This is a genomic window from Hydrogenophaga sp. (genome assembly GCF_048549895.1).
GTDB lineage: Bacteria > Pseudomonadota > Gammaproteobacteria > Burkholderiales > Burkholderiaceae_C > Hydrogenophaga.
In genome coordinates this window covers 17,309-30,478 of the sequence record NZ_JBLYYB010000105.1, presented here as the reverse complement: position 1 = coordinate 30,478, position 13,170 = coordinate 17,309, and the positions used below count along the sequence as shown (strand labels likewise).

General features: G+C 65.6%; 13 protein-coding genes. 10 read left to right on the top strand and 3 right to left on the bottom strand.

Translation table 11 applies throughout. The features are described from left to right. The first annotated feature begins 126 nt into the window (after nt 1–126). Entirely contained in the window at nt 127–1,815 is a 1,689-nt protein-coding gene (locus tag ACN4F8_RS11240; protein WP_419473677.1) for a long-chain-fatty-acid--CoA ligase, read from the top strand. Further along, nucleotides 1,815–2,570 carry a 5'-methylthioadenosine/adenosylhomocysteine nucleosidase gene (locus ACN4F8_RS11235; RefSeq protein WP_419473676.1) on the top strand — a complete coding sequence of 252 codons (756 nt, stop codon included), beginning with the start codon at nt 1,815–1,817 and terminating at the stop codon, nt 2,568–2,570. Before ACN4F8_RS11240 ends, ACN4F8_RS11235 begins: the two co-directional genes overlap by 1 nt. Nucleotides 2,571–2,576: 6 nt before the next feature. On the opposite strand, the gene corA is transcribed toward ACN4F8_RS11235, so the two are convergent. Then, the gene (corA, locus tag ACN4F8_RS11230) at nt 2,577–3,563 is read right to left on the bottom strand and encodes a magnesium/cobalt transporter CorA (protein ID WP_419473675.1); all 987 of its coding nucleotides are present in this window, start codon (nt 3,561–3,563) and stop codon (nt 2,577–2,579) included. Between the two features lie 207 nt (nt 3,564–3,770). Then, a complete protein-coding gene (locus tag ACN4F8_RS11225; RefSeq protein WP_419473674.1) occupies nt 3,771–5,018 on the bottom strand; it encodes a patatin-like phospholipase family protein in 1,248 nt (415 codons plus the stop codon). A gap of 243 nt (nt 5,019–5,261) precedes the next feature. On the opposite strand from ACN4F8_RS11225, the gene hpf reads away from it, so the two are divergent. The 3 genes from hpf to hprK all read left to right on the top strand — a co-directional run bounded on the left by hpf (nt 5,262) and on the right by hprK (nt 7,162). Beyond that, nucleotides 5,262–5,591 (top strand): ribosome hibernation-promoting factor, HPF/YfiA family, encoded by a 330-nt coding sequence (hpf, locus tag ACN4F8_RS11220; protein ID WP_069048333.1) that lies wholly within the window; start codon nt 5,262–5,264, stop codon nt 5,589–5,591. 143 nt (nt 5,592–5,734) lie between these two features. Beyond that, entirely contained in the window at nt 5,735–6,205 is a 471-nt protein-coding gene (locus ACN4F8_RS11215) for a PTS sugar transporter subunit IIA (RefSeq protein WP_419473673.1), read from the top strand. Between the two features lie 6 nt (nt 6,206–6,211). Further along, nucleotides 6,212–7,162: an HPr(Ser) kinase/phosphatase gene (hprK, locus tag ACN4F8_RS11210; protein ID WP_300652320.1), complete on the top strand. Its 951-nt coding sequence runs from the start codon at nt 6,212–6,214 to the stop codon at nt 7,160–7,162. 5 nt (nt 7,163–7,167) lie between these two features. On the opposite strand, the gene fur is transcribed toward hprK, so the two are convergent. Continuing rightward, a complete protein-coding gene (gene fur, locus ACN4F8_RS11205; RefSeq protein WP_322273813.1) occupies nt 7,168–7,608 on the bottom strand; it encodes a ferric iron uptake transcriptional regulator in 441 nt (146 codons plus the stop codon). 290 nt (nt 7,609–7,898) lie between these two features. On the opposite strand from fur, the gene ACN4F8_RS11200 reads away from it, so the two are divergent. From ACN4F8_RS11200 to leuS, 5 genes are all read left to right on the top strand, one after another. Continuing rightward, nucleotides 7,899–8,369 (top strand): outer membrane protein assembly factor BamE, encoded by a 471-nt coding sequence (locus ACN4F8_RS11200; RefSeq protein ID WP_419473672.1) that lies wholly within the window; start codon nt 7,899–7,901, stop codon nt 8,367–8,369. Continuing rightward, complete coding sequence (gene dapB / locus ACN4F8_RS11195) at nt 8,366–9,184, top strand: 4-hydroxy-tetrahydrodipicolinate reductase (protein ID WP_419473671.1); 819 nt, start codon at nt 8,366–8,368, stop codon at nt 9,182–9,184. The genes ACN4F8_RS11200 and dapB overlap by 4 nt, the downstream gene beginning before the upstream one ends. Then, on the top strand, nt 9,181–9,849 hold the full coding sequence (locus tag ACN4F8_RS11190) for a MotA/TolQ/ExbB proton channel family protein (protein WP_419473670.1): 669 nt from the start codon (nt 9,181–9,183) through the stop codon (nt 9,847–9,849). The genes dapB and ACN4F8_RS11190 overlap by 4 nt, the downstream gene beginning before the upstream one ends. A gap of 38 nt (nt 9,850–9,887) precedes the next feature. After that, nucleotides 9,888–10,277 (top strand): ExbD/TolR family protein, encoded by a 390-nt coding sequence (locus tag ACN4F8_RS11185; protein WP_419473669.1) that lies wholly within the window; start codon nt 9,888–9,890, stop codon nt 10,275–10,277. Nucleotides 10,278–10,389: 112 nt separating this feature from the next. Next, nucleotides 10,390–13,164: a leucine--tRNA ligase gene (gene leuS, locus ACN4F8_RS11180; RefSeq protein WP_419473668.1), complete on the top strand. Its 2,775-nt coding sequence runs from the start codon at nt 10,390–10,392 to the stop codon at nt 13,162–13,164. Nucleotides 13,165–13,170 lie beyond the last annotated feature (6 nt).

The window sequence follows — 13,170 nt, the reverse complement described above, 5'->3', positions numbered from 1 at the left end:
CCGCCCGTGCGACAGGCCTTGAAGACCAGTCGTCAGAAAGTCGTAAGGGAAAAACACGAGGCCTGGCCGCCGTCCGCAGCCCGACAATGGCGGGTTGCTTTCAATACCAAGTTCTGGAGATCACGCATGACCGCATCAACGGCCGACCGTCCCTGGCTGGGCTCGTATTCACCGGGTGTGCCCGCCGACATCGACGTGGCGCAGTACAGCTCGCTGGTGCACCTCATGGAAGAGAGCTTCGGCAAGTACGCCAGCCGCCCGGCCTACAGCTTCATGGGCAAGCAGATCACGTTTGCGCAGACCGACAGCCTGTCGCTGGCCTTTGCGGCCTACCTGCAGGGCTTGGGCCTGGTCAAGGGCGACCGCGTGGCGATCATGATGCCCAACGTGCCGCAGTACCCGGTGGCGGTGGCCGGCATCCTGCGCGCGGGCCTGGTGGTGGTGAATGTGAACCCGCTGTACACGCCGCGTGAACTGGAGCACCAGCTCAAGGACTCGGGCGCGAAGGCCATTGTGATCATCGAAAACTTCGCCAGCACCTTGCAGCAGTGCATTGCCAACACGCCGGTCAAACACGTGGTGCTCGGCGCCATGGGCGACCAGCTGGGTTTGCTCAAGGGCGCGTTGGTGAACTACGTGGTGCGCAACGTCAAGAAGATGGTGCCCGCCTTCAGTCTGCCCCAGGCCGTGCGTTTCAACGAGGCCATTGCCAAAGGCACGCGCGGCACGCTCAAGCGCCCCGACATCAAACCCGACGACATGGCGGTGCTGCAGTACACCGGCGGCACCACCGGCGTGAGCAAGGGCGCCGTGCTCCTGCACCGCAACGTGATCGCCAACCTGCTGCAGTCCGACGCGTGGAACGAGCCGGCCATGAGCCGCGTGCCCGAGGGCGAACAGCCCACCAGCGTGTGCGCCTTGCCGCTGTACCACATCTTCGCGTTCACGGTGAACATGATGCTGGGCATGCGCACCGGTGCCCTGAACATCCTGATCCCCAACCCGCGCGACCTGCCCGCTGTGTTGAAAGAGCTGAGCAAGCACACTTTCCACAGCTTCCCGGCGGTCAACACGCTGTTCAATGGTCTCGCCAACCACCCCGACTTCAACACCGTCAACTGGAGCAACCTCAAGGTCTCGGTGGGCGGCGGCATGGCGGTGCAAAGCGCCGTGGCCAAGCTCTGGCTGGAGAAGACCGGTTGCCCGATCTGCGAAGGTTACGGCCTGTCCGAGACCAGCCCCTCGGCCACCTGCAACCCGACCACCAGCACCGCCTACAGCGGCACCATCGGACTGCCCTTGCCCAACACCTGGCTCAAGTGCCTGGACGACGATGGCAACGAGGTGCCCGTCGGCCAGCCGGGCGAGATCGCGATCAAGGGCCCGCAGGTGATGGCGGGTTACTGGCAGCGGCCCGACGAGACCGCCAAGGTCATGACCCCCGACGGTTACTTCAAGACCGGCGACGTGGGCGTGATGGACGAGCGCGGTTACTTCAAAATCGTTGACCGCAAGAAAGACATGGTGCTGGTCAGCGGTTTCAACGTGTACCCCAACGAGGTGGAAGACGTGGTGGCGCAGCTGCCCGGCGTGATGGAGTGCGCCGTGGTCGGTGTGCCCGACGACAAGTCGGGCGAAGCGGTCAAGCTCGTGATCGTCAAGAAGGACGAGGCCCTGACCGAAGCCCAGGTGCGCGACTACTGCAAGACCAACCTCACCGGCTACAAGCAGCCCAAGGTGGTGGAGTTCCGCACCGAGTTGCCCAAGACCCCGGTGGGCAAGATCCTGCGCCGCGAACTGCGCGACAAAAAGTAGTGGGCGGTCCCACCGCCATCGTCAGCGCGCTGCATGAGGAGCTGGCCGCCGTGCTGGCGCTCATGCCCGACGAGCAGCAACAGACCATCGGGGGCCGCAGCTTCTGGCGCGGCCACCTGCACGGTCACGACGTGGTGGCCGTGCTTTCCGGCATCGGCAAGGTGGCAGCAGCCACCACCGCCACCGTCCTGATCGAGCGCTTCGGCGTGCAGCGCATCGTGTTCACCGGCGTGGCCGGTGGTCTGCGTCCCGGCGTCAACGTGGGCGACGTGGTGGCGGCGCGGCAGTTCCTGCAGCACGACATGGACGCCTCGCCGCTCTTTGCGCGCCACGAGGTGCCGGGCTATGGCCGCTCCACCTTCGACGCCGACGTCGCGCTGACCGCCCAACTGCTGCGCGCCAGCGAGAGCGTGTTGCGGTCCTTGCCCGCGCAGCTGCCCGAGGCAGTGCGCAGCGCCTTCGGCCTGCACGCGCCCCAGTGCCACCAGGGCCTGCTGATCAGCGGCGACCGCTTTGTGTCGACCACCGCCGAGAGCGAAGCCTTGCGCCGCGAACTGCCCGATGCGCTCGCGGTGGAAATGGAAGGCGCGGCTTTTGCGCAGGTGTGCCACGACTACCGCGTGCCACTCGCGGTGGTGCGCACCATCTCCGACCGCGCCGACGACGCGGCGCATGTGGACTTTCCGCGCTTCCTGCGCGAGGTGGCCAGCCGCTACAGCAGCGCGATCATCAGCACGCTGTTGACCCAGCCCTGAGTCGGGCTACCGCAACCAACCGCGCTTGCGGAAATACAGCATCGGCACCACGGCAGAGAGCACCATGAGGGCAAGTGCGAGCGGATAGCCGTAGTGCCACTGCAGCTCGGGCATGAACGCGAAGTTCATGCCGTAGCTGCTGGCCACCAGCGTGGGGGGCAGCAGCGAGACGCTGGCCACCGAGAAGATCTTGATGATCTTGTTCTGGTTGATGTTGATGAAGCCGACCGTGGCGTCCATCAGGAAGTTGATCTTGTCGAACAGGAAGGCGGTGTGGCTGTCCAGCGAATCGAGGTCGCGCAGGATCTGGCGCGCGTCTTCGAACTGCTCGGCGCTCAGCAGGCGGCTGCGCATCATGAAGCTGACCGCGCGGCGCGTGTCCATCACGTTGCGGCGGATGCGACCCGACATGTCCTCGTGGCGTGCAATGGCCGAGAGCGCCTCGCTCAGCAGGTTGTCCGAGGCGTTGCTGTTGAGCACCTGCTTGCTCACGGTTTCGATTTCGTCGTAGATGTCTTCCAGCGTGTCGGCGCAGTACTCGGCGTCGGCGTCGAACAGCATCAAGAGCACGTCCTTGGCGTCCTCGATCAACCCCGGCATGCGGCGCGCGCGCATGCGCAGCAGGCGGAACACGGGCACGTCTTCGTCGTGGATGGAAAACAGCACACCCTGGCTCTTGAGCGTCTCGTTGTGCTCGTTCAGGATAAAGGCCACGCGCACCGCGCGCGGGTCTTCCTCGTCGTCGATCAAAAAGTCGGAGCGCACATGCAGCTCGCCGTTGTCTTCTTCGAAGAAACGGGCCGACTCCTCGATGTCCTCGTCCATCGCGTCTTCGGGGATCGACAGGCCGAAATGCTGCTTGACCCAGCGGCGCTCTTCGGGGGTGGGGTCTTCCAGATCGACCCAGATCGGCTTGAATTGCGCGAGCTCTTCGAGCGACTCGATCTCTTCCTGGAAGAGGCGGCCATTGGCCAGGGTGAACACGTTGAGCATGGGGCGCTCCCGACGAAGTCTGCTGTCTGAAAGGCGGGCCGCGTGGGCGGGCCCGAGGGCGGTGAAGGTGCTTTCAGCCAGCAGGCCGCCCGATGCAGGTCGCCGCGCAAGCGGCGGTGATCAGACGGTGGCGGGGGTGGCTGAAAGCACGCAACTGGGTGGCGTGCTGTCCATGAGGCTCTCCGGGGGGTGGATTCGACCGCCGGATTATGGCACCGCCGCTGCGTGCGCAAGCGGCGCATGAGGCGCCATGAAGTGCATCAGTTCGTCCTTTCGGCGCCAGGCGTCGTGCTCGCCCAGTTCGATCAGCGCGTGCACGAAACCGGGTTCGAACAACAAGTAGCTGGCCAGCGAGGCTGCACTGCCCGCCGCACCGCGCGCCGTGTCCAGAGCGCCCAGGCCAGCGAGGGTGTTGCGCGTGGACGCTGGCAACTCGCCGATGTGTTTTCGCGCCAGTTCGTCAAGCGAGAAGCTGGGCTGGATGGCAAGCACCTCGACCGGGCGGTAGGGCAGGGCCGCCGCCAATGCGGGCGGCAGACGCGACAAGGTCTGGCTCACGCGCTGGGCCTGCTCCACATCGGCCTGCAAGGTGTCGTGGAACACGCTGGCCATGGCGTGGCCGGCGATGGTGCCGGCGGTGGGGTCGCCCGTGGTGCGCGCCACCATGCCCGAGCGTTGAGGCTGTCCCACGCCGATCACCAGCACACGGCGCGCTCCGAAGTGGATGGCGGGTGACAGCGGCGAGAGCTGGCGCATGGAGCCGTCACCAAAATGTTCCTTGCGGCCCTCCACCCACAGCGGCACTGCGGGAAACAGGAACGGGATCGCGCTCGATGCCATCAGGTGTTCGATGGTGATGGGCTGAAACGTCGCACGGCGCCCCGGGCGGTGCCAGGGTTGCACGTCCAGGCCGGTGCGCGTCTGGCAGAAGGTCCAGTGCTCGCCGCTGGAATAGCTCGACGCCGTCACGCCCAGCGCGTGAATGGCTCCATGCTCCAGCGCCATTTCCAGACCCGGCAGGTCGATCGCCTTGTGCAGCGTGTTCACCAGTGGCAGCGTGTCCAGCAGCGCCCGGTGACGCCGGACCTGGCGAGCCAGTGTCCAGCCCGCCACCAGCCGGTTGGCGCGCACCCAGCCTGGCGCCTCCAGCCGGTACACCTGCTCCGAGCGCAAGCCCATCCAGAACGAAGCGAGCTGCGGCAGGGCCGCCAGGCCCTGCCCCGCGATGCTGCCCAGGTAAGCTGCATTGAGCGCGCCGGCCGAGGTGCCGAACAGCCATTCAAACGGAAATCCTTGGGCGCTGGCCGGTTGCATGGCTGCGAGTGCCTTGAGCACACCGGCCTGGTAGGCGGTTCGGGCACCCCCGCCCATCAATACCAGCGCACAGGCGTCGGGCCGCACGTCGTGCGACGACGGTGCCAACATGTTGTGCGTGATGATCGTGTCGAGTGACATGGGCTCCAGTGTCCGTCCGCGCTTGAGCGTGAGCATAGGACATGCCACAACAAACCGGGTGCGCACGAAGCGCGCAATCGAACACGCAGCACCGCTTTCGCGGCCAATCGCACGCCTTGTTGCCCTTGGCGGCTTGCGCCAGATGGGTTTCGTGTGCATAGTGGGCTCAAGACATCCCCGTGGCCGTCGGGAGGTCTTGCCCCAGGCGGCTTGTCTCAACCCGGAGCATATGGAGGCTCTTTTATGAACCTGACGATCAGCGGTCACCACCTTGAGGTCACACCCGCCCTGCGCGGTTACGTCACCAGCAAACTTGAACGCATATCCCGACACTTCGACCAGGTGGTCGACATGAAGGTGCTGCTGACAGTGGACAACCTGAAGGAGAAAGACCTGAGGCAGAAAGCGGAGTGCAACATCCACGTCAAGGGGCGTGACTTGTTCGCTGAAAGCGCACACGCCGATCTGTACGCCGCCGTTGACGAACTGGCCGACAAGTTGGACAGGCAGGTTTTGCGCTACAAGGACAAGACGCAAGACCACCACCACGACTCGGTGAAGCGTTTGATGTGACGGAAATCACGGGCCAAGGCCCGTGCGGGAAAACCCGATGCTGCACTGCAGCAGGCCGCTTGGAAAGTCAAGCGGCTTTTTTGTGCCCTCAGTCTAGCCAACAGCGCTCAACTGGTCATAATTTGCGCTCCAAGAGGGCTCACATGAACCGACTATCCGCCATATTGCCCGCTGCGCAAGTGCTTGTCAGCGTTGACGCAACCAGCAAGAAACGCGCTTTCGAAGAAGCAGGTTTGCTTTTCGAGACCCTTCACGGACTCAACCGCGCACTCATCACCGACAGCCTGTTTGCCCGTGAACGTCTGGGCTCGACCGGCCTGGGCCACGGCGTGGCGATCCCCCACGGACGCATCAAAGGCCTCAAGCAGCCGTTGGCTGCCGTCTTCCAGCTGGCCAACCCGATTGGTTTCGACGCGCCCGACGAGCAGCCGGTGCAGCTGATGATCTTTTTGCTGGTGCCCGAAGCAGCCACGCAGAAGCACCTGGAAATCCTCTCCGAGATTGCCGAACTGTTGAGCGACAGCGGTTTGCGCGAGCAGATGAAGACCTCCGCAGACGCCATCGCACTGCACAGACAGATCACGTCCTGGCAATCGGCCCACGCCGCAGCCTGATCTCTTTTGAAACCCACCGTCGTCAGCGCCGATGTCCTCTTTGAGGACCATCGGGATGCCCTGAAGTGGCAGTGGATCGCCGGGCTCGGGGCTTCCGAGAGGCGGTTCGACGAGGTGGCCATCCGCGCCGCCCGGTCTGGAGCCGATCTGGTCGGCTACCTCAACTACATCCACCCGTACCGGGTGCAGGTGTTCGGCGAACGCGAAGTCGCCTACCTCACGAGCCCGAACGAGGAGGACAACAAACGCCGCGTGGCGCGCATCGTCACGCTGGAGCCGCCGGTGCTGGTGGTGGCCGATGGCCAGACCGCGCCCGATGCGCTCACCGCCATGTGCGAGCGCGCGCAGATCCCGATGTTCTCCACGCACGAGTCGGCGGCGTTCGTCATCGACGTGCTGCGCGCCTACCTCTCGCGCCACTTCGCCGACCGCGCGTCCATGCACGGCGTGTTCATGGACATCCTGGGCATGGGCGTCATGATCACCGGCGAGTCGGGCCTGGGCAAAAGCGAGCTGGGGCTGGAACTCATTTCGCGTGGTCACGGTCTGGTGGCCGACGACGCGGTGGACCTGTACCGCATCAACCAGACCAGCATCGAAGGCCGCTGCCCCGAGCTGCTGCAAAACCTGCTGGAGGTGCGGGGCATCGGCCTGCTCGACATCAAGGCGATCTTTGGCGAGACGGCGGTGCGCCGCAAGATGCGCCTCTCGCTCATCGTGCACCTGGTGCGCCGCGAAACCATGGAGCGCGACTACGAGCGCATGCCCCACGAACCGCTGTACCAGGACGTGCTCGGTGTGCCGGTGCGCAAGGCGGTGATTCAGGTGGTGGCGGGCCGCAACATCGCCGTGCTGGTGGAAGCCGCGGTGCGCAACACCATCCTGCAGTTGCGCGGCATCGACACTTACCAGGAATTCGTCTCGCGCCACCGCGCAGCCATGTCCCGGGGAGAGTGAGCCCTTCAGGCGCGGTGTGAGTGGCCCTTGTGCGGGCAGTCGGTCTTGGTGCAGTTGGCGTAGAGCGAGAGCGCGTGTTCCTGCAGCACGAAGCCGCGCGTCTTGGCCACCATCTGCTGGCGCTTTTCGATTTCGGCGTCGAAGAACTCTTCCACACGACCGCAGTCCAGGCACACCAAATGGTCGTGGTGCTGGCCTTCGTTGAGTTCGTACACCGCTTTGCCCGACTCGAAGTTGCTGCGTGTGAGCAGGCCAGCCTGTTCAAACTGCATCAGCACGCGGTAGACCGTGGCCAGGCCGATGTCGGAGCGCTCTTCGAGCAGCACGCGGAACACGTCTTCGGCCGTCATGTGGCGCTGCTTGGCGTTCTGGAACACCTCCAGAATCTTCAGCCTGGGCAGCGTGGCCTTCAGGCCGGTGCTTTTGAGTTCTTCGATGTTGGTCATGGCGGTGGGCGCGCGGCGCGTTGAATCGGGCGGGCGGGTGCGGTTGCAGGGTGTCCGGGCCCCAAGACTACAATGAAAGGATCATATCGTCAGCGTCTGGCGCACGCTGCTTATCTGCTCCGGCAATGCCTGCGCGCACGCCCCTTCCACGGTCAGACTCCATGCTTCACCACACTTCCGATCGCGTCCTTCTGCCCACCCCTGGCCAGCGACCGAGCAGGCCCTGGCGCTCGGTTGGCGTGCTCGCAGCGCTGACGCTCCTCTCGGCTTGCTCCAGCGTCACGAGCCGCATGCCGAGCGTCACCAATCTCGTCACACCGTACAAGATCGACATCCTGCAGGGCAACGTGGTCACGCGCGAACAGGCGGCGGCTTTGCAGGCGGGCATGACCCGCGCCCAGGTTCGCGACATTCTGGGCTCGCCGCTGCTGGCCAGCGTCTTTCACGCCGACCGCTGGGACTATGTGTTCACGTTTCGCCGCCAGGGTCAGGAGCCGCAGCAGCGCCGCCTGACCGCGTTTTTCAAGGCCGACGTGCTTGAGCGCTTCGAGGCCGATGCCTTGCCCACCGAGGCCGAATTCGTGGCTTCGCTCGACGCCGGGCGCAAGTTCGGCAAGGTGCCGCCGCTGCAGGCCACCGAAGCCCAGCTCAAGGCCTTCGACGATCGCAACAAGACCACCGCGCCCGTTGAGCCCACAGTCCCTGCGGCCACACCCGCTGCGAGCTACCCACCCCTGGAGACGCCGGGGACCGCCCGATGAGCGGCGCTTTGAGTCTGCACCGCGTCTGCGTGGCCGGTGCCAGCGGCCGCATGGGCCAGATGCTGGTGGAGGCCGTGCGCAGCAGCGGCGACTGCCAGCTCACCGGCGCACTCGACATCGACGGCAGCACCATGCTGGGCCAGGATGCGGCGGGTTTTGCCGGCCAGGCCAGCGGCGTGCTCATCACCGCCGACCTCGCACAGGGCCTGCGCGGCAGCCAGGCGCTGATCGACTTCACCCGCCCCGAAGGCACGCTGGCGCACTTGCGCGAATGCGTGAAACACGGCGTGAATGCGGTCATCGGCACCACCGGGTTCAGCGATGCGCAAAAGACCGAGATCGCAGAAGCCGCGAAGACCATCGCCATCGTGATGGCGCCCAACATGAGCGTGGGTGTGAACGTCACGCTCAAGCTGCTGGAGATGGCGGCCAAGGCGTTGGCCACGGGTTACGACATCGAGATCATCGAAGCGCACCACCGCCACAAGGTGGACGCGCCCAGCGGCACAGCGCTCAAGATGGGCGAGGTGATTGCCGACGCGCTGGGCCGCGACCTGAAAGACTGCGCGGTCTACGCGCGCGAAGGTGTGACGGGCGAACGCGATCCGTCCTCCATCGGCTTTGCCACCATTCGCGGTGGCGACATCGTGGGTGACCACACCGTGCTGTTCGCCGGCACCGGCGAACGCATCGAGATCACGCACAAGTCGAGCAGCCGCGCCACCTACGCACAGGGCAGCCTGCGCGCGGTGCGTTTCCTCTCGGGCAAGACCAGCGGTTTGTTCGACATGTTCGACGTGCTCAACCTGAAATGATTGACGGCGCCGGCCAGGGTCTTCTGCAGACGCTGGCACAGGCCGATGCGCTCGGCCGCGTGGTGGCGTTCTTGCTGCTGGCGATGTCGGTGGCCAGCTGGGTGGTGATTCTGTGGAAGGGCTGGCTGCTGCGCCGCGCCGCGCGCGATCTGCAGCTGAGCACCGCGGCTTTCTGGCAGGCCGCCGATCTGGACGACGCGCAGCGCCGCCTGGGCACCTTTGACGCGCAGCAACTCGTGTTGCCCCTGCTGCAGGCAGCCCTGGGTTTGAGCACCACCGCGCCCCACACCCTGGCCGCCGCGGGCGACCGGTCACAACAACTCACCCGCGTGCTGCGCGACGCGCTGCACCGCGTGTTGCACCGCCTGCAATACGGCCAGGTGCTGCTGGCCACCGTGGGCTCCACCGCACCCTTCGTGGGCCTGTTGGGCACCGTCTGGGGCATCTACAGCGCGCTCACCGGCATCGGGCTCGATGGCGGTTTCCGCATCGAACAGGTGTCGGGCCCGGTGGGCGAGGCGCTGGTGATGACGGCCGCCGGCCTGGTGGTGGCGATTCCTGCGGTGCTCGCCTACAACGTGCTGGGTCGACAGATCGCGCGCATCGAAGCCGACCTCGAAGGCTTCGCGCGCGACCTGCGTGAACTGATGGTCCACAGGCCATGAGCTTCGGCAGGCTTGAGAAACCGGCGGGCCACAAACCCATGAGCGAGATCAACGTCACGCCGCTGGTGGACGTGATGCTGGTGCTGCTGGTGATCTTCATCATCGCCGCGCCCTTCATGGTCGACCGGCTGGCGCTGGAGTTGCCCAAGGCCGAGTTGCCCAAAACGGCCACGCCCGCGCAGCCCGGGCCCTTCGTGTCCTTGTCGGTCGATGGTCAGGGGCGCATGCAGTGGAACGGCGAGGCCGTGGACGACGGCACCTTGCGCCAGCGCCTTGTCGAAGCTGCGCAGCGAGACACCGCCACCGAACTGCAGCTGCGCGCCGACGCCAGCGTGTCGTACGGCCGCGTGGTCTCGCTGATCGGCATGGCGCAATCGGTGGGGCTCTCGCGCATCGGTTTCGTGGCCGACGCCGCAGCCCCGCGCTGAATCGCCGCGCCCCCGGCCGGCGCGCGGCCCAAGGCCTAAAATCCGGCATCTCCCCGCGCCACCGCGCGCAGCCTCTCCCCTCACCGTCGCCGGCTGGTCCGGACCCTGGTTCATGCAAGACAAATACGCCCACAAGGAAGTTGAGCGCGCCGCGCACGCCCACTGGAACGCCACCGACGCCTACCGCGTGACGGAAGACGCGGGCAAGAAGAAGTTCTACGCCTGCTCCATGCTGCCCTACCCCAGCGGCAAGCTGCACATGGGCCATGTGCGCAACTACACCATCAACGACATGCTCGCGCGCCACCTGCGCATGAAGGGCTTCAACGTGCTCATGCCCATGGGCTGGGACGCGTTTGGTTTGCCGGCGGAAAACGCAGCGCTGAAAAATGGCGTGCCACCGGCCAAGTGGACGTTTGAGAACATTGCGTACATGAAGCAGCAGATGCAGGCCATGGGCCTGGCCATCGACTGGTCGCGCGAGGTGGCCACCTGCGATCCGAGCTATTACAAGTGGAACCAGTGGCTGTTCCTGAAGATGCTGGAGAAGGGCGTTGCTTACCGCAAGACGCAGGTGGTGAACTGGGACCCGGTGGACATGACCGTGCTGGCCAACGAACAGGTGATCGACGGCAAGGGCTGGCGCACCGGTGCGGTGGTCGAAAAGCGCGAGATCCCGGGCTACTACCTCAACATCACCTCGTACGCCGAAGAGCTGCTGGACCACGTGCAGATCGGCAACCCCAAGGCCACGCTCAACGGCTGGCCCGACAAGGTGCGCCTGATGCAGGAGAACTGGATCGGCAAGAGCGAAGGCGTGCGTTTCGCCTTCCCTCACGATATCCAGGGCAGCGACGGTGCCTTGATTGGCGACGGCAAGATGTACGTGTTCACCACGCGCGCCGACACCATCATGGGCGTGACCTTTTGCGCTGTGGCGCCCGAGCATCCGCTGGCCTCGCACGCCGCATCAACCAATGCGGCGCTGGCCGCGTTCATTGAAGAGTGCAAGACGGGTGGCACGACCGAAGCCGAACTGGCCACGCAGGAGAAGAAGGGCATGGCCACCGGCCTGACCGTGACGCACCCGCTGACCGGCGAGGCCGTGGCCGTGTGGGTGGGCAACTACGTGCTCATGAGCTACGGCGACGGTGCGGTGATGGGCGTGCCCGCGCACGACGAACGCGACTTTGCGTTCGCGAAGAAATACGGTCTGAAGATCCAGCAGGTGGTGGACATCCCCGTTCGGGCTGAGCCTGTCGAAGCCCTCGCCAGCCCGCACCGCGAGAGCCCTTCGACAAGCTCAGGGCGAACGGAGGAAGTGGGCTCAGGGCGAACGGCCGTTTTTTCGGATGCCGAGTGGCAGGACTGGTACGGTGACAAGCAGCGCGCGGTGTGTGTGAACTCCGGCGCCCTCGACGGCCTGCCGTACAAGGCGGCGGTGGACGCCGTGGCCGCCCAGCTCGCGGCCAAAGGCCTCGGCGAGAAAAAAACCACCTGGCGTCTGCGCGACTGGGGCGTGAGCCGCCAGCGTTACTGGGGCACACCCATCCCGATCATTCATTGCACCGAACACGGCGCGGTGCCGGTGCCCGAAAAAGACCTGCCGGTGGTGCTGCCGCAGGACTGCATTCCCGACGGCTCGGGCAACCCGCTGCACAAACACGAAGGCTTTCACGCCGGCGTGGTGTGCCCGGTGTGTGGCCAGCCCGCGCGCCGCGAGACCGACACCATGGACACCTTCGTGGATTCGTCGTGGTACTTCATGCGCTACTGCGACCCGAAGAACGCCGACAAGATGGTGGCTGAAGGTGCCGACTACTGGATGCCGATGGACCAGTACATCGGCGGCATCGAACACGCGATCCTGCACCTGCTCTACGCGCGCTTCTGGACCAAGGTGATGCGCGACCTGGACCTGGTGAAGGTGGACGAACCCTTCACCCACCTGCTCACGCAGGGCATGGTGCTCAACCACCTCTACAGCCGGCGCACCGAGAAGGGTGGCAAGGATTATTTCTGGCCACACGATGTGGAGAACGTGCTCGACGAGACCGGCAAGGTCGTGGGCGCCAAGCTCAAGAACCCGGCCACGAGCGGTGACGGCCTGCTGCCTGTGGGCACGCCCATCGACTATGAGGGCGTGGGCACCATGTCCAAGTCCAAGAACAACGGCGTCGATCCGCAAGACCTGATCGAGAAGTACGGCGCCGACACCGCGCGCCTGTACACCATGTTCACCGCGCCGCCCGAGGCCACGCTGGAGTGGAACGACGCGGCGGTGGAGGGCAGCTACCGTTTCCTGCGCCGCGTGTGGGCCTTCGGCCTCAAGCTCTCGGCCACCAGCGGCCTGGGCGCGCTTGCCGCCGGTGTCGCGAAGCAGTCGCTTTCAAAAGGCGCCAAGGCGCTGCGGCTGGAGATGCACACCGTGCTCAAGCAGGTGGACTACGACTACCAGCGCATGCAATACAACACCGTGGTCTCGGGCGCGATGAAGATGCTCAACGCGCTGGAAGACTTCAAGCCCGACGGCTCGGCTGGCGACAACGCCGCACTCGCCGAGAGCTTCGGCATCCTGCTGCGCTGCATCTACCCCGCCACGCCGCACATCGCGCACACGCTGTGGACCGGGCTGGGCTACCCGGGCGAGTTGCTCGACGCGCCCTGGCCCCAGCCCGACGAGGCCGCCTTGCAGCGCGACGAGATCGAACTCGTGCTGCAGATCAACGGCAAGCTGCGCGGCAGCGTGCTGGTGGCGGCCAACGCCGACAAGGCCGCCATCGAAGCGGCCGCGCTGGCCCACGAGGCCTTCGTCAAGCAGGCCGCGGGCGCCGCGCCGAAAAAAGTGGTGGTCGTGCCCGGCCGCCTGGTCAACGTGGTGATCTGAAAGCCC

What these genes read in the sequence shown, in the direction of transcription:
- ACN4F8_RS11240 (WP_419473677.1), top strand. Translation starts at nt 127, where the DNA reads ATGACCGCATCAACGGCCGACCGTCCCTGGCTGGGCTCGTATTCACCG.
- corA (WP_419473675.1), bottom strand. Translation starts at nt 3,563, where the DNA reads ATGCTCAACGTGTTCACCCTGGCCAATGGCCGCCTCTTCCAGGAAGAG.
- ACN4F8_RS11225 (WP_419473674.1), bottom strand. Translation starts at nt 5,018, where the DNA reads ATGTCACTCGACACGATCATCACGCACAACATGTTGGCACCGTCGTCG.
- hpf (WP_069048333.1), top strand. Translation starts at nt 5,262, where the DNA reads ATGAACCTGACGATCAGCGGTCACCACCTTGAGGTCACACCCGCCCTG.
- ACN4F8_RS11215 (WP_419473673.1), top strand. Translation starts at nt 5,735, where the DNA reads ATGAACCGACTATCCGCCATATTGCCCGCTGCGCAAGTGCTTGTCAGC.
- fur (WP_322273813.1), bottom strand. Translation starts at nt 7,608, where the DNA reads ATGACCAACATCGAAGAACTCAAAAGCACCGGCCTGAAGGCCACGCTG.
- ACN4F8_RS11200 (WP_419473672.1), top strand. Translation starts at nt 7,899, where the DNA reads ATGCCGAGCGTCACCAATCTCGTCACACCGTACAAGATCGACATCCTG.
- dapB (WP_419473671.1), top strand. Translation starts at nt 8,366, where the DNA reads ATGAGCGGCGCTTTGAGTCTGCACCGCGTCTGCGTGGCCGGTGCCAGC.
- ACN4F8_RS11190 (WP_419473670.1), top strand. Translation starts at nt 9,181, where the DNA reads ATGATTGACGGCGCCGGCCAGGGTCTTCTGCAGACGCTGGCACAGGCC.
- ACN4F8_RS11185 (WP_419473669.1), top strand. Translation starts at nt 9,888, where the DNA reads ATGAGCGAGATCAACGTCACGCCGCTGGTGGACGTGATGCTGGTGCTG.
- leuS (WP_419473668.1), top strand. Translation starts at nt 10,390, where the DNA reads ATGCAAGACAAATACGCCCACAAGGAAGTTGAGCGCGCCGCGCACGCC.